We start from the raw sequence: 21,393 nt of genomic DNA on the forward strand, positions 1-21,393 counted from the left end.
CATCAGGTCCTCGTACCACCATCGGCCGCCTCGGCGGCGAACGCGGCGACCACTGCCAGCAGCGCCAGCCCGCCCACACCCCGAGCAGCCAGGGCGGGCCGGCGGTGGCGAACCAGACCGCCAGCGCGGCGCACTCCACCACGACGAGCTGCCCGACCACGACCGGGCCGAGCCGGCCCCGGCGGCGCTTGTCGGCCGGGGTGACCGGCCGGTCCACCGGTACGGCGGGGGCGGTGGCCGTACGACCGGGTGGCGCCTGCAGCTGCGTCATCGGTGCGTCCCTTCTGGACATCCTGGACATCCGCCGGCGGGGTGCGGCGTTCGGGCGGCGGACGGGGTCCGGCGCACCCCCGGTGGCCCCTTATCGTAGGGAAGCCCGCGACGCCGCTCGGCCCTGTCGTCGTTGGACCCACCCCGCCGGAGGTTAGTCATGCGGACCCGCCGCGATCAGGTCCAGGCGTACCGCTTCGTCACCCGCCGCATCGTCTCGGCGCTGCTGTCGGGCGACCCGGAGACCAACGACCTGCCGATGCGCCGCCTCGGCATGGCGGTGTTCGGCAGCGTGATCGCGGCCGCCGTGGTGCTCGGCGGGGTGGGCGCGTACGGGCAGCTCACCAGCAACTCGGCGCCGCTGGAGCCGAACACGCTGGTGATCGAGCGGGAGACCGGCGCGACGTACTACTTCGGCGAGGACCGGGTGCTGCGCCCGACGCTCAACTACGCCTCGGCGCGGCTGATCATCAACGACGCGGCGGCGAAGCCCCGCACCATGTCCCAGGCGTCCATCAAGGACCGGCCGCGCGGCCGGCTGGTCGGCATCGTGGGCGCCCCCGACGACCTGCCGGACCGCAAGTCCCTGGTCGGGCTCCCCTGGTCGGTGTGCGACGTGCCCGACCCGAACGACACGCAGCGCTCCACCACGCACCTGGTGATCGACCGGACGCTGCCCGGCGGCACCGCGCTCACCGACCGGGCCGTCGTGGTGCGCACCGGCGACGCCCGCTACCTGCTCACCGGCGGCTCGCGGCTGCGTGTCGCCGGCGACGACCAGGCGCTGGTGGCGTTGAAGATGGCCGGCGTCACGAACCTCACCGTCGGGCAGCAGCTGCTGAACGCGGTGCCGGTGGGGCCGGTGCTGCGCAAGCCCACGATCGACGGGGACGGCGGCGCGAGCGGGCTCACGGTGGGCGGCCGGCCGGCCCGGATCGGCCAGGTCTACCAGGCGGCCGGCCAGTACTACGTGCTCACCCGGCAGGGCCTGGCCACGCTCCGGGAGGTGACCGCGCTGCTGCTGCTCGGCCGGGGTGGCGAGGTGGCGCAGATCACGCCGGACGAGGCGGGCCGGCTCCTCACCGACCAGCGGCTGGAGCCGGACGGCCTGCCCGCCCGGCTGCCGACGCCGCACGAGGTCCGCCCGGGGCGCACGGTGCTCTGCGCCACCTACCGGCCCGGCCCGGCCGGCCAGCCGCCGACCACCACGCTTGAGGTCTTCGACTCCCCGCCGGCCGAGCTGACCGAGGCGACCGCGATGCCGTCGCGGCAGGGCGGCCGGGACGCGGTACGCACCGCCGAGAACGTGCTGCTGCCCGGCGGCAAGGGCGTGCTGGCGCAGGCCACGGCCGGAGAGAGCGGCAAGCCGGCGGCCGGGTCGACGGTCTACCTGATCACCGCCCAGGGCATCCGCTATCCGCTCGGCACCGCCGGGGGCGACGCGAAGAGCGCCCTCGGGTACGGCGACGTGACCCCGCTGGCCGTACCCGCCTCGCTGCTGGCGCTGGTGCCGACCGGCCCGACGCTGTCGCGCCAGGACGCGATGGCGTACTTCGATGCCTCGACCCCGGCGGCGCCCACCGCGACCCCCTCCACCGGCGGAGCCGCGGCCCAGGTCCAGGGCGGTTGACCGGCCCCGCCCGGGTCCGATGTGGATGGGGCCTGTCACGGGTCGCCCGGGTTGGCGCGTTTCGACTAACCTGAGTGCGGCGAAGGTTATCGACGATGACTACGGGGATGCAGCCATGACGGGGCGCACGACAGTAGACGTACTGTCCCTGGAGGACTTCCACCAGCGACTTGAGCGGCGGCTGGACGAGGCGGAGTCGGTGTTGCGCAAGCTGAACACCCAGATGCAGTGCCGCCCGCCCGCGCTCGGCACGTTCACCGACGCGACCGACAACGCACGTCGCTACTCCGAGACGCACCAGAGCTACGTCAACCACGTCGACCGGCTGCGCCGGGCGATCCTGGCCGCCCGCGAGGCGACCCACAAGATCATGACGAACTACAAGACCGCCGAGGCCCGCAACGCCGCCGCCGCGGCCGACATCGCCGCCGCCCTCTCGGGGCTGAACGAGGCGATGAAGCAGCCGAAGGAGGACCCGCGTGTCTGAGTACACCCGGCGCTACGAGCACGTCAGCCACGAGGAGCTCTACCAGGGCGTCAACGCCGGCGACCCGAAGCAGATCGAGGCGCTCAGCGCCCAGTGGACCTCCCTCAAGAGCACGCTCGACGACCTCGGCCGCGACCTCACCGCCGACCTGGAGGCGCTGTCCAAGAGCTGGACCGGCGACGCCGCGCGCGAGTTCACCAGGCGGCTGGACATGGTCGTGCGCTACTCCGGCAACCTCGCCGAGGGCATGACGGGCATCCGGCAGGGCCTCGACATGATGTCCAGCGAGCTGCGGGCCGCGCAGTCCAAGGCGGAGAGCCCGGAGAAGACCGACGACAACGACAAGCTGCTCTCCGGCGCCGGCAAGGGCTTCCTGCTCGGCGGCGCCCCCGGCGCGGGTGATCGGCGGGATCGTCGGCCACCAGCAGGACAAGGCCGAGCAGGAGAAGGCGCACCAGCGGATGGTGCAGGTCGTGGCGAAGCTCGCCGAGGGCTACGACTTCTCGGCGTACGGCCGGATCGTCGTGCCGGACCCGCCCGAGGTCGAACTGCCCGGCAACACCAGCAACGGCGACCCGACGCTGCAGAACGGCCCCTCGGTCAAGACGCCGTCGTCCGGCCCGAACCTGGGCAGTTTCGGCCCGGGAGCGAGCGCCACCGCCACCACGTCGGGCGTGCACCACACGGCGCCGACCAGCGGCACGCCCGGTGCGGGCGCCCCGGGCGCGGGCACACCGGGCGGCAACCCCGGCGCGGGCGCTCCGGGCCGGTCACCACCGGCGGCACCGTCGACCCGGGCGGCACCTCGCTGGCCGGCGCCGGCCCGTTGACCGGCACCACCGGCGGCCCGACGATCGGCGGCAGCGCGGGCTTCGGCTCCGGCGGCGGCCCCGCCACGATGACGGCCGGCGGGGGCAGCGGCGGGCTCTACGGCGCCCCCGGCGTGCTCAGCACCGGGTCGCTCGCGGGCACCGGTCCCAACTCTGCGTCCTCGGCCCGGTTCGGCGGCGCGCCCGGCGCGGAGAACCGCGCGGCGGCCGGCACCGGCCGGCTCACCTCCGGTCGCGGCCTGGTGGTCGAGGCCGGGGGCAGGTCCGGCGAGCGGGCCGGCGGCACCGGGCGGCCCGCGATGGCCGGCCGTGGCGGCGTGCTCGGTGGTCGCGGCAGCCACGGCGACGACGAGTCCGACGGCCGGCTGACCTGGCTCACCGAGGACGAGATGGTCTGGGGCGACGGCGACGGCGCTCCGCCGCCGGTGCTCGGCGGCAACTGACAGCGGCATCGAGGCAGCGGTCCGTCCACAGCGACCCGTGGGACGGCTCACGTAACCAGCAAGATCTTTGAGCTGCGAAATCGTCCGCTGACCGATAGGTTGAATTGGTGCTGCCCGTAGCGTTCGCCCCGTCCACCTGGACGGCGACGCTGCGCCGGATCGCCCGCACGGCCGTGGCCGGCCTGGTGCTGATCGTCGGCCTCCAGGGCATCGCCGCCGCACCCGCCCATGCCACCGTGACCGAGCAGTCCGTCGCGGTCACTGTCGCCTCCGCCGCCGCGCCGAGCGTGATCGCGTCTCCGGTTCCGGCCGAGGTCGGCCTGACGACGGTCGCGGCGGGCGGCACGACGGCCGACGGCGCGCCGCGGTCCACCTCCGGTCCCGCCGCCGACGCGGCCGGCACCGAATCCACAGCCGCCGGGCGGGTGCCCGGCGTCGAGGCCGTCGCCGTCGCCGACCCGGCTCGGGCAGCCATCGCCCGCCGCGGTCCGCCGCGCGCCTGACCGGGCCACCTTTCCGGTACGCCCCGGCGCGGCCACACCTGCCGCACCCGCGCGCCCTGCCGCGTCTCCGTAGCGAGACGCACCCCACCCGGATGACCGGGCCACAAACCGTTGTTCGTCAGTCGTTCCACCTTGAGGTGCTGGTGATGCAGACCGTCTTCTCCACCGTCCTGCCCGACGTCCCCGCTGCCGCCGTGATCTGGCTGGCTCTGCTCGCCGTGGCCGCCACAGTGGTCGCCGCCCTGATCGTCCGCCCGTCCCGGTTCCGCTCGGAGCTTGTCGACCGGATCAGTGACGCCGCCCGGCCGAGCAGCATCGATCAGGCCGAGCGGGCCCGCGTACAGGATCGGGAGCGGGACCGGTACGCCGACGAGGTGGTGATGGCCCGCTGGTCGACGTCGGCCACCGCCGAGCGGAGCCGGACGGAGTGGCTGACCGCCCAGGAGGAGGCCGAGGCGGCCTGGCAGGCGTACCAGGCGGCGGAGGACGACGTGCGGCGCCTGGCCGCCGCCGCGGCGCTGCCGCTGCCCCGGACCGCCCGGACCCCGGCCGAGTACGCGGACCGGGAGCGCTGGCTGCACCGGGCGGCGATGGACGCCCAGTGGCGCAACGAGATCACGGTGCGGCAGCTCAGCGACATCCTCGGCGGGAACGGCTGGGACCCGAGCCGGCACCCGGTGGAGCAGGAGCTGCTGCTGCGCCGGCTGGTTCGGGACAACCTCGCCGCCCGGCACCGGGCCGCCACGCAGCGGGAACAGGCCGCCTGGCAGGCCGCCGAGCGGGCCGCGGCGGCGGCGCAGAGCCTGCGCGACGAGGCGTTCGCGGCGCTGCACCCGGCCCCTGAGCCGCAGGCGGAGCTGTCCATCGTCGGGTTCGCCGGGCCGGAGACCACCCGGGAACTGCCGACCGGTTCGGCCGCCGTCGACATCACCCGCGAGCTGACCCCGGTTGCCCGGGGACGGGCGGCCGTGGCGGCCTGAGCGCCCCGGCGTCCCGAGCCCGTTGCCACCACTTCGGCGAAGTGGCGGTCCGGTGCCCCGGGCCACGCCCCGGGGCGTCACGGCCACGACCCGCGGGCGGCATCGACCCGGCTCGGCTAGCGTGAGGGCGTGTCCCGTGAAGCCTGGGTGCTCGTCGTACTCGCCGCCGTCGTCGCGGCGGCCATGCTGGCCGGGGCGGTCGTGCTCGCCGTCCGGCTGGTCCGCACCCGCCGCATGCTCGGCGCGCTCGGCGCCGGCGGCAAGGTCGCGTTCTACGGCGCGCTGATCTACACGATCCTGCCGGTGGACCTGCTGCCCGACCCGATCTACCTGGACGACATGGGCGTGCTGGCCGGCGCGCTGTTCTACCTGGGCCGGCTGGCCGTCAAGCATCGTGCCGCCCAGGTGGAACAGCGGGCCACCGGGAAGTCCCCGGCGCTGCCGCCCGGCGCGGCGCCCCGCCGATGAGACACGCGAACGAGGAGACGGCATGGCGGGACGGCACCGGTTGGATCCGCACGACGGGCGGGTGGCCCGCTTCTTCGCGGACCGGCATCTCGCCACGCTGACCACGCTGCGCGCCGACGGCACCCCGCACGTCGTACCGGTGGGGGTGACCTTCGACCCGGAGGCCGGCCTGGCCCGGGTGATCACCTCCGCGGGGTCGGCCAAGGCGCGGCACGTCGCGGCGGCCGGACCGGACGGCACTCCGGTGGCGGTGTGTCAGGTCGACGGCCGCTGGTGGCTGACCGTGGAGGGCCGGGCGGCGCTGCGCCGCGACCCGGCTTCGGTGGCCGAGGCCGAACGGCGGTACGCCGAACGTTATCGCACCCCGCGTCCGAATCCGGCGCGGGTGGTCATCGAGATCGCGGTGACCCGGCTCCTGGGCAGCCTGCCCGACTGAGGCGCTCTGTCCGGTTTCGCGGTGGCCCCGGTCACGCCCGGAAATGAGGCCCGGAAGCAGGGCGGTTGAACTCTCCGTACGCCGAGCGCCACTCCTGGTGCCGCGTCTCCCGCACGGAGCCGTCGACCCCCGAATGGAGCCTCGACATGAATCCGATCATCCGCAAGTGCCTCCTCTCCGTCGCCGGTCTCGCCGCTGCCGGCGGCGCCGTCGCCGGCCCGGCCGCCGCCCACGCGGCCCCGGTCAAGGGCAAGGGTGACCGCACCGCCGACTACGAGTACCAGGCTCAGCCGAACTTCTTCTACTGTGGTCCCGCCTCGGCCCGCATCGCGCTCTCGGCCGAGGGCAAGGACGTGAGCCAGGACGAGCTGGCCGCGAAGCTGGGCACCACCCAGAACGGCACCGACTCCGCCATCGACATCACCCGCGTGCTCAACGAGTACACCGGCGGCAAGTACCGGACCACCGAGATCCGCGACGACGTGGCCACCCCGGAGCAGGTGGCACGCCTGCGCGCGGACATCCGGACCGCCGTGGACGACGACCGGCCGGTGGTGGCGAACATCCTGGGCGGCGCCCGGGACATCGACGGGGTGGAGCACAACTACCCCGGCCACTACCTGACCGTGGTGCGGTACGAGGGCGACGCCGACACCGTCCTCATCGCCGACCCGGCCCGGCCGGACACGCCGACGTACTGGATGGACGTGACCGAGCTGGCCAACTGGATCGCCGGACGCGGCTACAGCTCCTGACCCCGACGCCACGGCGGCCACGCTCCCTGAGGGGGCGTGGCCGCCGTCGTGTCCGGCGCCGGTGCGGGTGTACGGGGTCAGCGCCCGGTGTCACCCTCGCCGGTCCGCTGCTGCGCCATGTCGACGCCCTTGTCGATCTGGGCGTCGTACTTGCCGCCGGTGCGCTTGTCGGCCGCGTCACCCGCCTTCTCGATGCCCTGGTCGACCTGCTTGTCATGCTTGTCGGCGAAGTCCTTGGCCTTGTCCATGAAGTCGCTCATGTCGGATCTCCCTTCGATACGTTGGAAGCCTTCCCTGGGGCTGGGGGCACAAACACCGGGTGGGCGATTCCCACCGGGGTGTCGGATCGACGTGCGTCGGGTACCAACGGCCACGATCGAGGAGGCGACGTGGACGCTGATGGATCCGAGCCGACGCGGCCGGCACCGACGACCGGCCCCCGGCAGACCTGGGCGGGGCTGCCCTGGCCGGTACGGACCGCTGTCACCTGGAGCGCCTGTCTCCTCGTGGTGACGACCGGGTTGTGGCTGCTGGGGCAGATCGCGGTGCTGCTCGCGCCGCTGGCGGTGGCGCTGGCCGGCACGCTCTTCCTCACCGCGCTGCTCGATCCGGTCCTGGTACGCCTGCGCCGGCTGCGGGTGCCGGCCGGGCTCGCCGCGCTGCTCACCGTCCTGCTGTTGCTCGGCATCCTGGGTGGTGCCGGCGTCCTGGTCTGGAACCTCACCGCGAGCCAGTTCGGCGAGCTGAGCCAGCAACTCGACGAGGGGCTGCAACGCACCCGCGACTTCGTCACCTCCAGCCTGCCGGTCACCGATCAGCAGCTCGACCGGCTGGTGGAGCAGATCCGGCAGGGCCTGAGCAGCGGGACGCCCGACCCGGTGGCCGGGGCGCGCAAGGCAGCCGAGGTGGCCGGCGCGATCCTGCTCGCGCTGGTGCTGCTGTTCTTCCTGCTCAAGGACGGCCGTTCGATGTGGCACTGGGTGTTGCGCCGGCTGACCGGTCCGCGCCGGGAGCTGACCGCCGAGGCGGGCCGGGCCGGCTGGCGCACGCTCGGCGCGTACAGCCGGGGCACGATGATCATCGCGGCCATCGACGCCATCGGCATCGGACTGGCGCTTGTCGTGTTGCGGGTCCCGCTGGCCCTGCCGCTCGCCCTGATCACGTTCCTCGGCGGCTTCGTGCCGATCATCGGTGCCACGGTGGCCGGCGCGGTGGCGGTGCTTGTCGCGCTCGCCGCGAACGGTCCCACCACGGCTCTGCTCACGCTCGCCGCGGTGATCGCCGTCCAGCAGATCGAGGGCAACCTGCTGGAGCCACTGGTGATGCGGCGGCAGGTGCAACTGCATCCGGCGGTCATCCTGGTGGTGGTCACCGCCGGCACGCTGGTCGCCGGGGTGGCCGGCGCGTTCGTGTCGGTGCCGATCGCGGCGGTGCTCTGGCGGGTGCTGGACACCGTGCAGCGGCACCGCGCCGAAACCGGCCGCGCCGCCGGGCCGGACCCGGCCGTCGAAGCCGCGGGCTGACGGGCTGCCGCTCAGGCGGGGTGCGGCTGGCGCAGGTGGGTGGTGAACCAGGTACCTGCCTGGTCGGCCACCTGCTCCAGCGTGCCGGGCTCCTCGAACAGGTGGGTGGCGCCGGGCACGATCCGCAGCTCCGCCACCTCGCCGAGCGCGTCCCGGGCCTGCTCGTTGAGCACGATCACCTGCTCGTCCAGGCCGCCGACGAGCAGCAGCGTCGGTGCGCGTACCGCGGTCAGTGAGCTGCCGGCCAGGTCGGGCCGGCCGCCCCGGGAGACCACCGCGGCCACCCGGTCCGGCCGGGCCGCCGCGGCGACCAGGGCGGCGGCGGCGCCGGTGCTGGCCCCGAACAGCCCGATCGGGAGCCGCCCCAGCTCCGGGTCGGCGCCCATCCAGTCGACGATTCCGGCCAGGCGCTCGGCCAGCATCCCGATGTCGAAGCGCAGTTCGGCGGTGACCTCGTCCCGCGCCTCCTCGTCGGCGGTCAGCAGGTCGACCAGCACGGTGGCCAGCCCACGGTCGTTGAGCGCGCGACCGACGGCCGTGTTGCGCGGGCTGTGCCGCGAGCTGCCGCTCCCGTGCGCGAACAGCACCACCCCACCGGCCCCGCCGGGCACACTGACATCCCCGACGAGCCCCCCGTCGACAACAGGCACCGAAACCTCACGCATATCCCTCCACCCCCCGCCCACCCGATACCCCCCAACCGCACGATCATGAAGTTGACGGCCCAGAAAGCGCTTCCCCACGCCGTCAACCTCATGATCGACGGGGAGGCCGCGCGTGCGGGGTTGCGTTGACGTCGGCGGCAAGGTTTAGCGTCGATTCACCAGGCAGGGACGGGGGCGGCGGATGCGGATCGGGGAGCTGGCGCGGCGGGCCGGTACGAGCACCCGCACCCTGCGCTACTACGAGACCCACGGCCTGGTCCGGCCGGGCCGGTCCGCCAACGGGTACCGGATCTACGACGAGGCGGAACTGCGCGTCGTCCGCGAGATCCGCTCCCTGCTGGCGATCGGTTTCGGCCTGGACGACATCCGCCCGTTCGTCGCCTGCCTGCGCGCGGGGAACGACTCCGGTGACGTCTGCCCCGATTCGGTGGCGGTGCTGCGGCGCAAGCTCGCCGAGGTGGACGACTACCTCGACCGGCTGGGCGACGTCCGCCGCCGCCTGCACGACCAGCTCGCCCACGCGATCGCCCAACGGGAGGAAACATGCCTCAGGACACGGGGACCGGCCGGCTGACCCCGGTCACCGACGACACCTTCGCGGCCACCGTGCTGGCCGCCGACCGGCCCGTGGTGGTCGACTTCTGGGCCGAGTGGTGCCCGCCGTGCCGGGTGGTGTCGAAGCACCTGGCCGAGCTGGCCGAGGAGTTCGGCGACGCGCTGCGCTTCGTCACCCTCAACACCGACGAGAACCCGGCGACCACCCGCGCCCACCGGATCATGTCCGCGCCGACCATGCTGGTGTTCCGGGACGGCGAGGTGGTCGGCTCGATCGTCGGCTCCCGCCCCAAGGACCACCTGCGGCGCAGCTTCGCCCGCCACCTGGACGGTTGAGCCGCCGCCGGGCGGGAACGCGCGGGATGACCACGGACCCCGACGGATCGCGAGGATCGTCATGGCGAAACAGGACAGGTCCCGGGAACAGGAACTCACCGACCAGGAGCGCCGCAAGCGGGAGCTTGAGGGCTCGCCGGACTGGGCCGACCGCGCCTCGACGGCGCGGACATCCGACGATCCGCGGGCCACGGCGCCGCGCGACGCCGGCGGGCGCCCGTCCAACGGCCGCCAGTTCTGAGGGTACGCGTACCGAGCGGTCCCGCCTCTTCGGGGCGGGACCGCTACATGCGTTCCGGCAGGTGCATCAGCGGCGCGCGGCCCTGCGGCTGCTCCGGCTGCGGCTCGGTCGGGTGCTCGGGCGGGATCGGCACGGTGACCGGCTGCGCCGAGGTGACCCGCAGCGGCTCGCCGTGGTGCCGCAGCTCCACCACCGTGTCCGGGCCGCCGTTGCGCAGCGAGTACGTGGTCTGGTGCGGCCGCACGTCGACGCGCAGTCGCATCCCGCGCCACTGGAGCGAGAACTCCAGTCGGCTGAGGCGGCTGGAGAGCCGGGGCGCGAAGGAGAGCGTCCCGTCGTGGTCCCGCAGGCCGCCGAATCCGGCGACGAGCGCGATCCAGGCGCCGGCCAGGGACGCCATGTGCACGCCGTCGCGGGTGTTCTCGTTCAGGTCGTGCAAATCCATCAGCGCGGCCTCGCGCAGGTAGCGGTGGGCCAGTTCGAGGAAGCCGACCTCGGCCGCGAGCACCGCCTGGGTGCAGGCGCTCAACGACGAGTCGCGTACGGTGCGCCGCTCGTAGTAGACGAAGTTGCGCAGTTTCTCGGCGGCGCTGAACGCGTCGCCCCGCCAGTGCATGGCGAGCACCAGGTCGGCCTGCTTGACGACCTGCTTGCGGTAGAGGTCGAAGTACGGGTAGTGCAGCAGCAGCGGGTACTTCTCCGGTGGCGTGTGCTCGAAGTCCCACTCCTGGAACCGGGTGAACCCCTCGACCTGCTCGTGCACCTCGGTCTCGGCGTCGTACGGGACGTGCATGTCGTTCGCGGCGTCCCGCCACGCGGCGGCTTCCTCTTCGGTGACGCCGAGGTCGAGGGCCTGGTCCCGGTAGCGCATCGCGCAGTCCGCGGCGGTACGCAGGTTCCGCTGCGCCATCAGGTTGGTGTAGACGTTGTCGTTCTTCACGGCTGTGTACTCGTCGGGGCCGGTCACGCCGTCGATGTGGAACTGCCCGGCCCGGTCGTGGTGGCCGAGGGATCGCCACAGCCGGGCGGTCTCGACAAGCAGTTCCAGTCCGATCTCGCGTTCCAGTGTCTCGTCGCCGGTGACCAGCACGTAGCGGCGCAGCGCGTCGGCGACGTCGGCGGCGATGTGGAACGCGGCGGTTCCGGCCGGCCAGTACGCCGACGACTCGGGTCCTTCGATGGTGCGCCACGGGAAGGCGGCGCCTTCGAGGTTCAGCGTGCGGGCCCGCTCCTGGGCCTGGGCGAGCGTGGCGTGCCGCCACTGCAGCGCGTCGCGGACCGCGCCGGGCTGGGTGTACGTGAGCACCGGCAGCACGAACATCTCGGTGTCCCAGAACGCGTGGCCGTCGTACCCGGGGCCGGTGAGGCCCTTGGCGGAGATCGGCCGCCGTTCCCCGCGGGCGCCGGCCTGGAGCACGTGGAAGAGGCCGAAGCGGACGGCCTGCTGGACCTCCGGGTCGCCTTCGACGCGCACGTCGGCGGCGTCCCAGAACGCGTCGAGGTATTCCCGCTGCGCCCGGCGCAGCCCGTCCCAGCCGTCGAGCCGGGCCGCGGCGAGCGCCGCGCCGACCTGGTCGCGCAGCGCCGGCAGCGACCGGCGGCTGGACCAGCCGTATGTGAGGTACTTGATCACGTGCAGCTTCTCGCCGGGCTTGAGCACGCAGCCGATGGTGGTGCGGACCCAGTCCTCGTACCCTTCGCTCTCGATCGTGGTGCGTTCGGGGCCGTGCACGTCGTGGCCCATGGCGGCGGCGACCCGCAGACCGCTGACCTTGGTCCGGTGGATGAGCAGGCCGCCGTCGTCGGTGGTGAGTTCCTCCTCGGCCTGCAGCGGTGACTCCAGCACGGCGGCCACCCGGGGGTCGCGGCTCTGCGGCGGCAGCGTCTCGTTGGCGACCAGCTCGGACTGGAGGATCAGCCGCAGCGGCCCGTCGACCGGCTCCACCTCGTAGTGGATGGCGGCGACCGAGCGCTGGGTGAACGACACCAGCCGGGTGGTGCGGACCTTGACCTCGCGCCCGGCCGGGGAACGCCAGTGCAGGTCGCGTTGGAGCGTTCCGGCGCGCATGTCGAGGACCCGCTCGTGGGCGAGCACCTCGCCGTAGCGGACGTCGAGCGGTTCGTCGTCCACGAGCAGCCGGATCAGTTTGCCGTTGGTGACGTTGACGATGGTCTGCCCCGACTCGGGGAAGCCGAAGCCGGCTTCCGCGTACGGCAGCGGGCGCAGCTCGTAGAAGGAGTTCAGGTAGGTGCCGGGCAGGCCGTGCGGCTCGCCCTCGTCGAGGTTGCCGCGCAGCCCGATGTGCCCGTTGGAGAGCGCGAACACCGACTCGGACTGGGCCAGCACGTCCATGTCGAGGCGTACCTCCCGGACATGCCAGGGCTCGACCGGATACGCCCGTTCCCGGATCACGCGGCCGGCTCCGCCGCGAGCAGTTCGGCGAGGTCGGTGACCACCACGTCGGCGCCGTGCGCCAGCAGTTCGTCGGCCTGGCCGACCCGGTCGACGCCGATCACGTACCCGAATCCGCCGGCCCGTCCGGCGGCCACGCCGGCGAGGGCGTCCTCGAAGACGGCGGCCTGCGCCGGTTCGACGCCGAGCAGCCGCGCGCCTTCCAGGAACGTGTCCGGGTCCGGTTTGCCGCGCAGCCCGTTCGCGCGGGCGACCACGCCGTCGACCCGCGCCTCCAGCCAGCGGTCCAGCCCGGCGGCGTGCACCACGGCGGCGCAGTTGGCGCTGGCCGAGACGACCGCCCGCCGCAGCCCGGCCGCGGTGGCGGCCTCCAGGTAGCGAACCGAACCTTCGTACGCCTCGACGCCGTGCTGCTCGATCCGCTGGAGCAGGACGACGTTCTTGCGGTTGCCGAGGCCGTTGACCGTGTCCGCCTCGGGCGGGTCGTCGGGTGAGCCCTCGGGCAGGGTGATGCCGCGCGAGGCCAGGAATGTGCGCACCCCGTCGGCGCGCGGTCTGCCGTCCACGTAACGGTTGTAGTCCGGTCCGGGGTCGAACGGTTGGAACGGCTCGCCGGTTTCGACGGACCGTCGCCGCAGGTAGGCGTCGAACGTCTCCGCCCAGGCGGCGTTGTGCACCTTGGCGGTCTGCGTCAGCACACCGTCCAGATCGAAGAGACACGCGCTCACGTGCGCGGGGAGGCCCAGCATCGCTTGAATCTATCCGGCGCTCGCCCCAGGCAAACCCGTTCAGGGCTCAGCGGTTCGGGCGCAGCGTCCAGATCACGGTGAGCGAGGAGGTGAGCGTGCCGTCCTCGGTGCGGACCTCCACCTCGACCGGGAACTCGGGCCGTCGCCCGGCGTCCAGCTCGGCCAGCACCTCGGCGGGGACACCGCCGAGCCGCGCCGTCGCCAGCACCGGCCCCACCGCCACCTTGAGGTAGCGGATGGTCGCGGTCACGGCCAGGGGTACGGCCCGGTCGAGCACCTGCCCGAACGCGGCCAGGACAACCGCGCCCGAGGCGCTCTCCCCCAGCGTGAACATGGCCCCGGCATGCGGGCCGCCCACGTGGTTGTGGTGCGCCGGGTCGTCGGGGAGCCGGACCACGGCCCGGACCCCGCCCTCGGCCTCGGGCGCCACCTCGACGAACTCGATCCCGAGCGTGCGGGCGAACGGCACAGCGTCGAGGAGACCGGCCGCCACCTGGCGAGAGTCGATGCTCATGCCCGAACGCTACTCGCCGGTAACCAACCCGGCAAGACGCCGGAACGCGCCGACCCAATGTCACTAAGTAAGTGACATCCGCACCACAAGGAGCTAGCTTTGTCTCTTATTAAGAGACATTAGGACATGAGATGATCTACTCCACCCCTGAACTCAGCGATCACGACGAGACCGTGCTGGACGAGGTGCATGACATGCGCCGCGTGCTCGCTGATGTCCTGCGCACTCCTCGCCGGTGGACCGGTGGCCTCCGGCGCACGATGTTGGCCCGCGCGATTCTCGGCTCCAACAGCATCGAGGGCTACGTGGTCGCCGAGGACGACGCCGCCGCCGCGCTAGACGGCGAGGAGCCGCTGAGCGCCGACGACCGGACCTTCGCCGAGATCCGGGGCTATCGGCAGGCTCTGGGATACGTGCTGCAAACCGCCGGGGATCCGCACTTCCGGTTCGACACGTCGGTGATCCGCAGCATGCACTACATGATGCTCTCGCACGATCTGGGCAAGAGCCCGGGGCAATATCGCAAGGGCCCGATCTACGTCCACGATGAGCGAACCGATGAGCGGGTGTACGAGGGCGCGGACGCCGACCACGTGCCTCACCTCATGGAGGAGCTAACCGAAGATCTACGGTCGGATGTCACCGCCTCTCCGCTCGTCAAAGCAGCCATGGCGCATCTGAACCTGGTGATGATCCATCCGTTCCGTGATGGCAACGGGCGAATGGCACGCGCCCTTCAGACGTTGGTGCTCTCCCGACGCGCGATCGTCGAGCCTGCTTTCTCCAGCATCGAGGAATGGCTGGGCAGCAACACCGAGGACTACTACCGGGTGTTGGCGGTTACCGGACGTGGCCGCTGGAACCCCGAAGGTTCGGCGCACCTCTGGGTGTCGTTCAACCTGCGCGCCCATCACATGCAGGCGCAGACCGTCGCTCGCCGCTTCGAGGAGGCGTCCGGCATCTGGTCGGAGTTGGACGCGATCGTTGCCGAGAACAGGCTCCCTGAGCGGGTGACCGATCTCCTCTACGAGGCAGTCCTGGGCTATCGCATCCGTCGCTCCGGGTACGTCAAACTTGCCGATGTCGAGGACAGGACCGCATCTCGGGATCTGGCCAGCCTTGTCGAGCAGGGCCTTCTGGAAGCACGAGGTGAGCGGCGGGGCAGGCATTACGTCGCCGGCCCCACGCTGGTGACGGTGCGGGAAAGAGTCCATGCTCAGCGCAAACCGATCAGCGACCCCTATCCGGCCATGCCGGTCGTTCTCGCAACCGAGGCTGCCAATACGACCGGCTCAGGTGAACGCTTGTAACCACGGCTTATTTCACGGCGCTGTCGCGGCGTTTCGGCGGCTGTCGACTCCGGGTAGCGAATGGCCCATGAACCGCGATCTCGCGCGCGGGCTGACGGTGGCGTGGGCGCTCCCGGAGTTCCGCGACGGGCTGCGTCACCTCGTCGACCTCGACGAGGTGACAGTGCTGCTGGCCGCACTGTCCCTTCCGGACCGCGACCGCGAGGTCGAGCGCAGCGCGCTGGGCCTGCTGCGGTCCGGGCTCGACAGCACCGAGGTCCGGGAGGCGGTGTTGCTGCTGCTGGAGCGGGACATCGTACGCCGGCCGCTCGTCGCCGCGGCGGTGGAGCCGCTCGCCGACCGTCCCGGCCTGGTCACCGCCGTCACGTCCGCGGCCGAGGACCCCCGGGTACGCCACGAGGTAAGGGCGATGCTGGACAGCCCCGGCGTCCGCGAGCTGATCTGGCGGGCGGCCGACGACCAGGTGAGCGACAACCGGTTCGGGCTGGTCCGCGGGGCGGCGGTGCTGTTCGTCCGGCACCCGAGCGCGCGGCGACTGGCGTGGGCGCTCCGCCGGCACGGCGTGCTCCGCGAACTGCGCCGCAAGGCGTGATCCGGAGCCGCATCACCTGATCGGGCCGGTCAGCTCCGCACAGCGGGGCCGGCCCTCGACAGCTCGGCCGTCACTCGTAGCCCATGGCGGGGATGATCTCGCCCAGTTCCCGCTCGACGTACGCGCGGGTGCCGGCGTCGAACTGGTCGTCGCGGTGCGCGAGCCTACCCGCCTGGAACGTCGACGCGGTGACGGCGTCCTCGACGCCGAGCCGTGCGAACAGGGCGCGCCGCTGCCCGGCCCAGTCGGCCGCGAGGTCTTCCGCCTTCACCTCGACGTACCGCCGGCTCGTCAGGTCGGCGGCGTTCCTCCAGGCCAGCCATCGTTGATAGACCGGCACGAGGTAGGCCAGCGCCCCGTCGACGGTGGACGGCGCCCACGGCTGGGCCAGGTGGGAGGCGAGCACCGAGACCGGGTGCCGTGTGATGTGCACGATCGTCGCCTCGGGAAACAGCTCCCAGAGGAAGTCCATGGCGAAGAGGTTGAACGGCGTCTTCTCGCACCACGTCGGCTTGCCCGCGTCGGCCGCCGCGCCGCCGAACAGCGTCTCGACCAGGCCGCGCAGGACGGCGATCAGCTCGGCCCGGTCGCGGAAGTACCTCGGCACGACCCGTCGTCGGCCCGTCGGCCCGAACGGCCCGGTGGGCCGGTCGCCGTCGCCGAAGCCCGCCGCGGGCGCGGGCTCCTCGAAGGCGTCCGCGATCAACAGCGGCCAGAGCTGGTGTACGGCGTCCCGGTAGCGCCGTTCGCCGACCAGCTCGGGCACGGTCTTGCCACGATCGTCACGCCGTCCGGGCACCCGTACGGTCAGGAAGTCGCTGAGCCGCTGCAGGGCGTCCTCGCCGACGATGGGGTCGTACCGTTCGGTGAGCGCGTCGGCCAGGTCCCGCAGGCCGCCGGGTTCGACGATGAACTTGGTTTCCATCGGGATCCGGTGGATCAGCGGGTGCTGGCCGATGACGTCGGCGATCCGCGAGGTGCCCGAACGACCTGTGCCCGCGACGAAGACCGGTGAGGGGGACGGCATGGGCGGCAGTGAAACTCCCGGCCGGGCGCAGGGGCAATCCATTTATCCCCGCCGGGAGCTGATCGGCCTCCTGGCCGACGCGGTCGGGTCCGTCACCGTGCCGCACCCGACCCGGGTCGCGGTTGACGGGCCGCCCGCCGCCGGCAAGACCACGCTCGCCGACGAGCTGGCCGCCGTCCTGCGCGCCCGGGGCCGGTACGTCATCCGCGCGACGGTGGACGACTTCCTCTTCCCCCGCGCCCGGCGTTACCGGCGCGGCGAGTTCTCGGCCGAGGGCTGCTACGTCGACACCCACGATCACGGGTCGCTGAACCGGGTGCTGCTCGATCCGCTCGGCCCGGGCGGAGATCGACGCTTCCGGCCGACGGTCTACGACCACGCGACGGATACGGTGCTGTCCCCGCCGCCCACGACCGCTCCGGCGGACGCCGTGCTGGTCTTCGACGGTGTCTTCCTGCTGCGCCCGGAACTGGTCGACCGGTGGGAGCTGCGCGTCTTCGTGTCCACCGCGCTCGACAAGACGGTGGACCGTGCCGTGATCCGCGAGAGCCGCGTGTCGACGAGAGCCGACGTCGAGCGGCGCTGGCACGAGCGGTACTTTCCCGCCCAGCGGCTCTACTTCGCCACTGCCCGCCCGGCCGAGCACGCCGACGTCGTCGTGCACAACGACGACCCCGGGCGGCCGATGTGGGAGATCCGGGCGGGCGGGGATGGCAGGCTGGCAGCCCATGGACAGGAATCGGGTGGCCGCCTGGATCGCGGCGTACGAGCAGGCGTGGCGCACACCGGGCACTGCGGCGCTCGGCACGATGTTCACGCCCGACGCGACCTACCAGCAGGGGCCGTACCGGGATCCGGTGGTCGGCCTGCCCGCCATCGTCCGCATGTGGGACAGCGAACGCGACGGACCCGACGAGGTCTTCCAGATGACCTCGGAGGTCGTCGCGGTCGACGGCGACACCGCTGTGGCCCGGGTGCAGGTCCGGTACGGCGACCCGGTCCACCAGGAGTGGCGCGACCTCTGGATCATGCGGTTCGCCGAGGACGGCCGCTGCCAGTCGTTCGAGGAGTGGCCGTTCGCGCCGGAACGGCGGACCACCGCCGCCGGGTGACGACGGCGGTCGCTGCCTAACCCCGCTTCGCGTACGCGACGAACGCCGCCCAGCTCGACGGCGTGAACGTCAGCGCCGGCCCCTGCCGGTCCTTGCTGTCCCGCACCCCCACCACGCCGGGCAGATTGTCCGCCACCTCGACACAATCGCCGGAATTGCCGCTGCTGCGGGTGCTCTTGCGCCAGATCGCGCCGGTCAACTCCATCGCTTCGCCGCCTCCGAGATCGCCGCCAGAGTCGCCCCGTGCGGCATCGCCTCCGCACGGCACGACGTCCAGCTCTGCCACTCATTGATGAGCCGAGCACGAACGCTGATCGTCGGACCAGCGTTCGCGACCCGGCTGCCGGTTGACCGCTACGGGTCAGGCGCGCTTGGCGTACGCGACGAACGCCGCCCAGCTCGACGGCGTGAACGTCAGCGCCGGCCCCTGCCGGTCCTTGCTGTCCCGCACCCCCACCACGCCGGGCAGATTGTCCGCCACCTCCACGCAGTCGCCGCCGTTACCGCTGCTGCGGGTGCTCTTGCGCCAGATCGCGCCGGTCAACTCCATCGCTTCGCCGCCTCCGAAATCGCCGCCAGGGTCCCCCCGTGCGGCATCGCCTCCGCGCGGATGGACTCCCACGTCTGCCGAAGTGAGTTCACGTCCACCGTGCGCTCCACGATTGTGCCGTGCAACTGGTTGTCCAGGTAGCCCACGTCGTCACCGTCGGCCGGGGTCGCGAGCACGAAGGCACCGTTGAGCCCCGGATATGCCCCGGCCGTCTCCGGCACCAGGTGCAGGTGGACCCGGGGTCGCCGTGCCATCTCGATCAGGTGCTCCAACTGCTCCCGCATCACCTTCGGCCCGCCGACCGGTCGAGCCAGCACCGAGTGGTCGAGCACCACCACGAACTGCGGCGGCGTCGGGCCGTCCAGCACCGCCTGCCGGGCCAGCCGGGCGGCCACCTGCTGTTCGACAGCCTCGCCGACGAACTGCGCGGCCCCTTCGTAGAGCGCGCGGGCGTACTCCTCGGTCTGCAACAGACCAGGGACCACCAGCGGTTGAAAGCTACGCAGTGAGGCAGCTTCCTGCTCGATGCTCACCCACTCGCGGAACCACGGCATCAGCGCCTCCTGCATCAGCGCGTCCCGGATCCGCACCAGCAGGCCGCCGCCGTTCAGCACCTCGTCGCAGCGCTCGGTGAACTCGGCGCGCGGCGCGCGGCGGCACTGCTCGACGGCCGCCACCAGCGACGCCGAATAGCTCACCCGCTCGCCCAGCGCCTCCTGGGTAAGCCCCGCATCGGTACGTAACCGACGTAGCTCACCGGCGAACAGTTCCCACAACGGCACACGGATCATCTGCACACCTCTGCACACGGCTGCACACGGAAATCGGCCGGTCGGACGGCCGGGAAGGTGGGGGTGGAACGCCTTCCGACCCTAGCGGCGCGGTGACGAGACTGTCACGCAGTGGAATCGAATTCGTCCGATTCCCGCTACCGAGAGGAGTTGCGCCGTGCGACTGCGCTGGTTCCGCTGCCGGGGTGCGTCGGCACCGACACTGCCCCAGCGGGTACGGGGCGACAATCTGCCGGACTGGATGCGGCAACCCACCCGTCCACTCCCGACGATGGGTCCCGGCCGGGTCGGCAACCTCACCCCGGCCCAGCAGTGGCGGGCGAACGGCGGTCGCTGGCCGGTCCCGGAGCAGCGCGGCGGCGACGCCGGCAACCGGCGCGACGGCCACGAGGAGCCTCGGTGATCAGCCACCAGCTCGGGCAGCCGCCGGACGGACCCAAGCCGGATCGACCCCGGCCGTACCCGTTGCACGCCACCCCGCACACGCCGCTGCGTCCGATGTGGTGCTGCCGGGCCTGCGGCCAGCCGTGGCCGTGCCCGACGGCCCGTCTGCTGCTGCGCAGCGAGTACGAGGACAACCGGATCGGGCTGTCGATCTACCTGTGCGGGCTGCTGTACGAGGCGACGCGCGACCTCTACCGGCTGAACCCGAACGACGCGCCCGCCCCGGCCGACATGTTCGCCCGCTTTGTCGGCTGGGGCCCGTACCGCCGTCACCCGCCCGTCCCTCCGGGCGGCGGCTGTTAAGAAGGGGCCCTTCCTCTACCGGAGGCGTTAACAGGGTGCCCTTCCTTTCACCGCCAGCCGACGTCGATGCGGTCGCCTCGCTCGTCGAAGAAGTGCAGCGCGTCCATCCGCACCTGCACGGCGAGCGGGTGCCCGGGCGACACCTGCGGGTACGGCGCGAGCCGTACCGCCAGTTCCGCCGGACGACGGTGGTGGCGGCCCGGGTCGGGCAGCACGCTGGTGCGGTTGCCGCCACCCCCGCCGGCCTCCGGCGCCGGGGCTGACGCCTCCGTCGCGCGGCCGGTGAGCCGCTGCATCACCTGGTTGAACCGGCGCAGGCCGCGCTGGCCCGGTGCGGCCTGCTCCACCTGGGTGCCCATCTCGTCGACCACGATCGCGGTGGCGCCGATGTCGAGGAACGCGAGCGACTCGTGGCCGTGGTGCTCCAGGTAGCGGATACGCCCGTGCAGCACGTCACCGGCGGTGTCCGGGGCGACCGGGGTGAGCGCCTCGGCCCGCATGCCGACCACGATCCGCTCGCCGTGGTAGTGCGCCACCGCCCGGCTGCGGATGTCGTCCCAGGGCAGGTAGAGCGACTGCTCGCCGAGGTTCAGCGCGACGTACCGGTCGAGGTGCACGTAGACCGACGCCTCCAGCAGGTTCATCCGGGGGCTGCCCAGGAACGCGGCGACGTAGAGCGTGGCCGGCCGCCCGTACACCTGGGTGGGGGTGCCCACGTCCTGGAGCACGCCCTTGCGCATGATCGCGACGCGGTCGGCCATGGTCAGCGCCTCGGCCTGGTCGTGGGTGACGTAGATGGTGGTGACGCCGAGTTCGCGGGTGAGGCCGGAGATCTCCGCCCGCAGTTCGGCGCGCAGCCCGCTGTCCAGGTTCGACAGCGGCTCGTCCATGAGGAACAGGCCGGGCCGGCGCACTATCGCCCGCCCCATGGCGACCCGCTGCCGCTGGCCGCCGGAGAGCTGGCTGGGCTTGCGCGCGAGTACGTCGCCGATGCCGAGCGCGCTCGCCACGTCCTGGATCCGCTCGCCGCGCGGGCCGGGCTCGATGCCGGAGAGCCGCAGCGGGAAGCCGATGTTGTCGCCCACAGTCATGTGCGGATAGAGCGCGAAGTCCTGGAAGACCATGGCGATCTTCCGGTCGCGTGGCGGCAGGTCGTTGGCCAGCTCACCGCCGAGCAGGATCGCGCCGGAGGACGGGTCCTCCAGCCCGGCGACCATGCGCAGCACCGTCGACTTCCCGCAGCCCGACGGGCCGAGCAGCACCATGAACTCGCCGTCGTTGACGTCCAGATTGATGGTGTCGACCGCGACTGTTCCATCCGGGAACACCTTGGTGACATCCTTGAGCGCGACGGTCGCCACCGCCACCTCCCCAGTTTTCTCTCCCCAAACCCGGGAATGACTGTGACCAGGATCATCTGATTCGCACATCGGGTAAACGTGCCATGTTCGGCTCGTGACAGTCCT

General features: G+C 72.4%; 27 protein-coding genes and 2 pseudogenes. 18 read left to right on the forward strand and 11 right to left on the reverse strand.

Annotation, left to right across the window (positions count from 1 at the left end):
* Positions 1 to 271, reverse strand: a pseudogene (locus tag MCBG_RS17415) (hypothetical protein); the annotation flags it as partial.
* 159 nt (positions 272 to 430) lie between these two features.
* On the opposite strand from MCBG_RS17415, the gene eccB reads away from it, so the two are divergent.
* From eccB to MCBG_RS17455, 8 genes are all read left to right on the forward strand, one after another.
* Positions 431 to 1,900: a type VII secretion protein EccB gene (eccB, locus tag MCBG_RS17420; protein WP_043327091.1), complete on the forward strand. Its 1,470-nt coding sequence runs from the start codon at positions 431 to 433 to the stop codon at positions 1,898 to 1,900.
* A gap of 115 nt (positions 1,901 to 2,015) precedes the next feature.
* The gene (locus tag MCBG_RS17425; protein ID WP_030503518.1) at positions 2,016 to 2,387 is read left to right on the forward strand and encodes a hypothetical protein; all 372 of its coding nucleotides are present in this window, start codon (positions 2,016 to 2,018) and stop codon (positions 2,385 to 2,387) included.
* Positions 2,380 to 3,660: a WXG100 family type VII secretion target gene (locus MCBG_RS17430; RefSeq protein ID WP_223201256.1), complete on the forward strand. Its 1,281-nt coding sequence runs from the start codon at positions 2,380 to 2,382 to the stop codon at positions 3,658 to 3,660. Before MCBG_RS17425 ends, MCBG_RS17430 begins: the two co-directional genes overlap by 8 nt.
* Positions 3,661 to 3,767: 107 nt before the next feature.
* Complete coding sequence (locus MCBG_RS17435; protein ID WP_043330706.1) at positions 3,768 to 4,163, forward strand: hypothetical protein; 396 nt, start codon at positions 3,768 to 3,770, stop codon at positions 4,161 to 4,163.
* A 146-nt stretch (positions 4,164 to 4,309) separates the two neighbouring features.
* Entirely contained in the window at positions 4,310 to 5,143 is an 834-nt protein-coding gene (locus tag MCBG_RS17440; protein ID WP_043330707.1) for a hypothetical protein, read from the forward strand.
* A 129-nt stretch (positions 5,144 to 5,272) separates the two neighbouring features.
* A complete protein-coding gene (locus tag MCBG_RS17445) occupies positions 5,273 to 5,611 on the forward strand; it encodes a YkvA family protein (protein ID WP_043327093.1) in 339 nt (112 codons plus the stop codon).
* 22 nt (positions 5,612 to 5,633) lie between these two features.
* On the forward strand, positions 5,634 to 6,047 hold the full coding sequence (locus MCBG_RS17450) for a pyridoxamine 5'-phosphate oxidase family protein (protein ID WP_043327095.1): 414 nt from the start codon (positions 5,634 to 5,636) through the stop codon (positions 6,045 to 6,047).
* Between the two features lie 146 nt (positions 6,048 to 6,193).
* On the forward strand, positions 6,194 to 6,802 hold the full coding sequence (locus tag MCBG_RS17455) for a C39 family peptidase (protein ID WP_043327097.1): 609 nt from the start codon (positions 6,194 to 6,196) through the stop codon (positions 6,800 to 6,802).
* Between the two features lie 77 nt (positions 6,803 to 6,879).
* Here MCBG_RS17455 and MCBG_RS17460 read toward each other — a convergent pair whose 3' ends face one another.
* Positions 6,880 to 7,062 carry an antitoxin gene (locus MCBG_RS17460; RefSeq protein ID WP_043327099.1) on the reverse strand — a complete coding sequence of 61 codons (183 nt, stop codon included), beginning with the start codon at positions 7,060 to 7,062 and terminating at the stop codon, positions 6,880 to 6,882.
* Between the two features lie 129 nt (positions 7,063 to 7,191).
* Between MCBG_RS17460 and MCBG_RS17465 the strand changes: the two genes are divergently transcribed.
* Complete coding sequence (locus MCBG_RS17465) at positions 7,192 to 8,325, forward strand: AI-2E family transporter (RefSeq protein ID WP_043327100.1); 1,134 nt, start codon at positions 7,192 to 7,194, stop codon at positions 8,323 to 8,325.
* 11 nt (positions 8,326 to 8,336) lie between these two features.
* Here MCBG_RS17465 and MCBG_RS17470 read toward each other — a convergent pair whose 3' ends face one another.
* Entirely contained in the window at positions 8,337 to 8,990 is a 654-nt protein-coding gene (locus tag MCBG_RS17470; RefSeq protein ID WP_043327103.1) for a dienelactone hydrolase family protein, read from the reverse strand.
* Between the two features lie 181 nt (positions 8,991 to 9,171).
* Between MCBG_RS17470 and MCBG_RS17475 the strand changes: the two genes are divergently transcribed.
* From MCBG_RS17475 to MCBG_RS17485, 3 genes are all read left to right on the forward strand, one after another.
* A complete protein-coding gene (locus MCBG_RS17475) occupies positions 9,172 to 9,564 on the forward strand; it encodes a MerR family transcriptional regulator (protein WP_043327105.1) in 393 nt (130 codons plus the stop codon).
* Positions 9,534 to 9,881, forward strand: a complete 348-nt coding sequence (locus MCBG_RS17480; RefSeq protein ID WP_043327107.1) for a thioredoxin family protein — start codon at positions 9,534 to 9,536, stop codon at positions 9,879 to 9,881. The genes MCBG_RS17475 and MCBG_RS17480 overlap by 31 nt, the downstream gene beginning before the upstream one ends.
* Positions 9,882 to 9,942: 61 nt before the next feature.
* Positions 9,943 to 10,122, forward strand: coding sequence for a hypothetical protein (locus MCBG_RS17485; protein WP_030503531.1), 180 nt, complete (start codon positions 9,943 to 9,945; stop codon positions 10,120 to 10,122).
* Between the two features lie 43 nt (positions 10,123 to 10,165).
* Here the strand turns inward: MCBG_RS17485 and MCBG_RS17490 are convergent, their stop codons facing one another.
* Genes MCBG_RS17490 through MCBG_RS17500 form a run of 3 tightly spaced genes read right to left on the reverse strand, consistent with a single transcriptional unit; the run spans position 10,166 to position 13,798 of the window.
* The gene (locus tag MCBG_RS17490) at positions 10,166 to 12,535 is read right to left on the reverse strand and encodes a glycoside hydrolase family 65 protein (RefSeq protein WP_043327109.1); all 2,370 of its coding nucleotides are present in this window, start codon (positions 12,533 to 12,535) and stop codon (positions 10,166 to 10,168) included.
* Positions 12,532 to 13,284 (reverse strand): HAD family hydrolase, encoded by a 753-nt coding sequence (locus tag MCBG_RS17495; RefSeq protein WP_043327111.1) that lies wholly within the window; start codon positions 13,282 to 13,284, stop codon positions 12,532 to 12,534. Before MCBG_RS17495 ends, MCBG_RS17490 begins: the two co-directional genes overlap by 4 nt.
* 46 nt (positions 13,285 to 13,330) lie before the next feature.
* Complete coding sequence (locus MCBG_RS17500; RefSeq protein ID WP_030503534.1) at positions 13,331 to 13,798, reverse strand: DUF4442 domain-containing protein; 468 nt, start codon at positions 13,796 to 13,798, stop codon at positions 13,331 to 13,333.
* A 131-nt stretch (positions 13,799 to 13,929) separates the two neighbouring features.
* Here MCBG_RS17500 and MCBG_RS17505 point away from each other — a divergent pair, with 131 nt between their 5' ends.
* Positions 13,930 to 15,108, forward strand: coding sequence for a Fic family protein (locus MCBG_RS17505; RefSeq protein ID WP_043327113.1), 1,179 nt, complete (start codon positions 13,930 to 13,932; stop codon positions 15,106 to 15,108).
* Between the two features lie 67 nt (positions 15,109 to 15,175).
* Complete coding sequence (locus MCBG_RS17510) at positions 15,176 to 15,700, forward strand: hypothetical protein (protein WP_043327115.1); 525 nt, start codon at positions 15,176 to 15,178, stop codon at positions 15,698 to 15,700.
* A gap of 70 nt (positions 15,701 to 15,770) precedes the next feature.
* Here the strand turns inward: MCBG_RS17510 and MCBG_RS17515 are convergent, their stop codons facing one another.
* Entirely contained in the window at positions 15,771 to 16,727 is a 957-nt protein-coding gene (locus MCBG_RS17515; protein WP_223201258.1) for a sulfotransferase family protein, read from the reverse strand.
* Here MCBG_RS17515 and MCBG_RS34200 point away from each other — a divergent pair.
* Positions 16,726 to 17,430, forward strand: a pseudogene (locus MCBG_RS34200) (hypothetical protein); the annotation flags it as partial. The gene MCBG_RS17515 and the pseudogene MCBG_RS34200 sit on opposite strands and share 2 nt — an antisense overlap.
* Positions 17,431 to 17,455: 25 nt before the next feature.
* Complete coding sequence (locus MCBG_RS33075; protein WP_043327117.1) at positions 17,456 to 17,839, forward strand: YybH family protein; 384 nt, start codon at positions 17,456 to 17,458, stop codon at positions 17,837 to 17,839.
* A 16-nt stretch (positions 17,840 to 17,855) separates the two neighbouring features.
* Here the strand turns inward: MCBG_RS33075 and MCBG_RS17525 are convergent, their stop codons facing one another.
* The 3 genes from MCBG_RS17525 to MCBG_RS17535 all read right to left on the reverse strand — a co-directional run bounded on the left by MCBG_RS17525 (position 17,856) and on the right by MCBG_RS17535 (position 19,180).
* Positions 17,856 to 18,044, reverse strand: a complete 189-nt coding sequence (locus MCBG_RS17525) for a DUF397 domain-containing protein (RefSeq protein ID WP_043327119.1) — start codon at positions 18,042 to 18,044, stop codon at positions 17,856 to 17,858.
* 156 nt (positions 18,045 to 18,200) lie between these two features.
* Entirely contained in the window at positions 18,201 to 18,389 is a 189-nt protein-coding gene (locus MCBG_RS17530; protein WP_043327121.1) for a DUF397 domain-containing protein, read from the reverse strand.
* On the reverse strand, positions 18,380 to 19,180 hold the full coding sequence (locus MCBG_RS17535; protein ID WP_043330710.1) for a helix-turn-helix domain-containing protein: 801 nt from the start codon (positions 19,178 to 19,180) through the stop codon (positions 18,380 to 18,382). The genes MCBG_RS17530 and MCBG_RS17535 overlap by 10 nt, the downstream gene beginning before the upstream one ends.
* A gap of 157 nt (positions 19,181 to 19,337) precedes the next feature.
* Here MCBG_RS17535 and MCBG_RS17540 point away from each other — a divergent pair, with 157 nt between their 5' ends.
* Together MCBG_RS17540 and MCBG_RS17545 are read left to right on the forward strand one after the other, a co-directional pair.
* Positions 19,338 to 19,583, forward strand: coding sequence for a hypothetical protein (locus MCBG_RS17540; protein WP_043327123.1), 246 nt, complete (start codon positions 19,338 to 19,340; stop codon positions 19,581 to 19,583).
* Complete coding sequence (locus MCBG_RS17545; RefSeq protein ID WP_043327125.1) at positions 19,580 to 19,927, forward strand: hypothetical protein; 348 nt, start codon at positions 19,580 to 19,582, stop codon at positions 19,925 to 19,927. The genes MCBG_RS17540 and MCBG_RS17545 overlap by 4 nt, the downstream gene beginning before the upstream one ends.
* A gap of 47 nt (positions 19,928 to 19,974) precedes the next feature.
* Here MCBG_RS17545 and MCBG_RS17550 read toward each other — a convergent pair whose 3' ends face one another.
* Entirely contained in the window at positions 19,975 to 21,288 is a 1,314-nt protein-coding gene (locus tag MCBG_RS17550; protein WP_043330711.1) for an ABC transporter ATP-binding protein, read from the reverse strand.
* Positions 21,289 to 21,393 lie beyond the last annotated feature (105 nt).

Origin of the sequence: Micromonospora sp. M42 (assembly GCF_000568915.1) — a bacterium.
Taxonomy (GTDB): domain Bacteria; phylum Actinomycetota; class Actinomycetes; order Mycobacteriales; family Micromonosporaceae; genus Micromonospora; species Micromonospora chalcea.

Coding starts and splice junctions, on each gene's coding strand:
- MCBG_RS17450 (WP_043327095.1), top strand. CDS start 5,634: ATGGCGGGACGGCACCGGTTGGATCCGCACGACGGGCGGGTGGCCCGC.
- MCBG_RS17425 (WP_030503518.1), top strand. CDS start 2,016: ATGACGGGGCGCACGACAGTAGACGTACTGTCCCTGGAGGACTTCCAC.
- eccB (WP_043327091.1), top strand. CDS start 431: ATGCGGACCCGCCGCGATCAGGTCCAGGCGTACCGCTTCGTCACCCGC.
- MCBG_RS17480 (WP_043327107.1), top strand. CDS start 9,534: ATGCCTCAGGACACGGGGACCGGCCGGCTGACCCCGGTCACCGACGAC.
- MCBG_RS17510 (WP_043327115.1), top strand. CDS start 15,176: ATGAACCGCGATCTCGCGCGCGGGCTGACGGTGGCGTGGGCGCTCCCG.
- MCBG_RS17440 (WP_043330707.1), top strand. CDS start 4,310: ATGCAGACCGTCTTCTCCACCGTCCTGCCCGACGTCCCCGCTGCCGCC.
- MCBG_RS17515 (WP_223201258.1), bottom strand. CDS start 16,727: ATGCCGTCCCCCTCACCGGTCTTCGTCGCGGGCACAGGTCGTTCGGGC.
- MCBG_RS17530 (WP_043327121.1), bottom strand. CDS start 18,389: ATGGAGTTGACCGGCGCGATCTGGCGCAAGAGCACCCGCAGCAGCGGT.
- MCBG_RS17475 (WP_043327105.1), top strand. CDS start 9,172: ATGCGGATCGGGGAGCTGGCGCGGCGGGCCGGTACGAGCACCCGCACC.
- MCBG_RS17505 (WP_043327113.1), top strand. CDS start 13,930: ATGATCTACTCCACCCCTGAACTCAGCGATCACGACGAGACCGTGCTG.
- MCBG_RS33075 (WP_043327117.1), top strand. CDS start 17,456: ATGGACAGGAATCGGGTGGCCGCCTGGATCGCGGCGTACGAGCAGGCG.
- MCBG_RS17495 (WP_043327111.1), bottom strand. CDS start 13,284: ATGCTGGGCCTCCCCGCGCACGTGAGCGCGTGTCTCTTCGATCTGGAC.
- MCBG_RS17460 (WP_043327099.1), bottom strand. CDS start 7,062: ATGAGCGACTTCATGGACAAGGCCAAGGACTTCGCCGACAAGCATGAC.
- MCBG_RS17500 (WP_030503534.1), bottom strand. CDS start 13,798: ATGAGCATCGACTCTCGCCAGGTGGCGGCCGGTCTCCTCGACGCTGTG.
- MCBG_RS17525 (WP_043327119.1), bottom strand. CDS start 18,044: ATGGAGTTGACCGGCGCGATCTGGCGCAAGAGCACCCGCAGCAGCGGC.
- MCBG_RS17485 (WP_030503531.1), top strand. CDS start 9,943: ATGGCGAAACAGGACAGGTCCCGGGAACAGGAACTCACCGACCAGGAG.
- MCBG_RS17455 (WP_043327097.1), top strand. CDS start 6,194: ATGAATCCGATCATCCGCAAGTGCCTCCTCTCCGTCGCCGGTCTCGCC.
- MCBG_RS17535 (WP_043330710.1), bottom strand. CDS start 19,180: ATGATCCGTGTGCCGTTGTGGGAACTGTTCGCCGGTGAGCTACGTCGG.
- MCBG_RS17470 (WP_043327103.1), bottom strand. CDS start 8,990: ATGCGTGAGGTTTCGGTGCCTGTTGTCGACGGGGGGCTCGTCGGGGAT.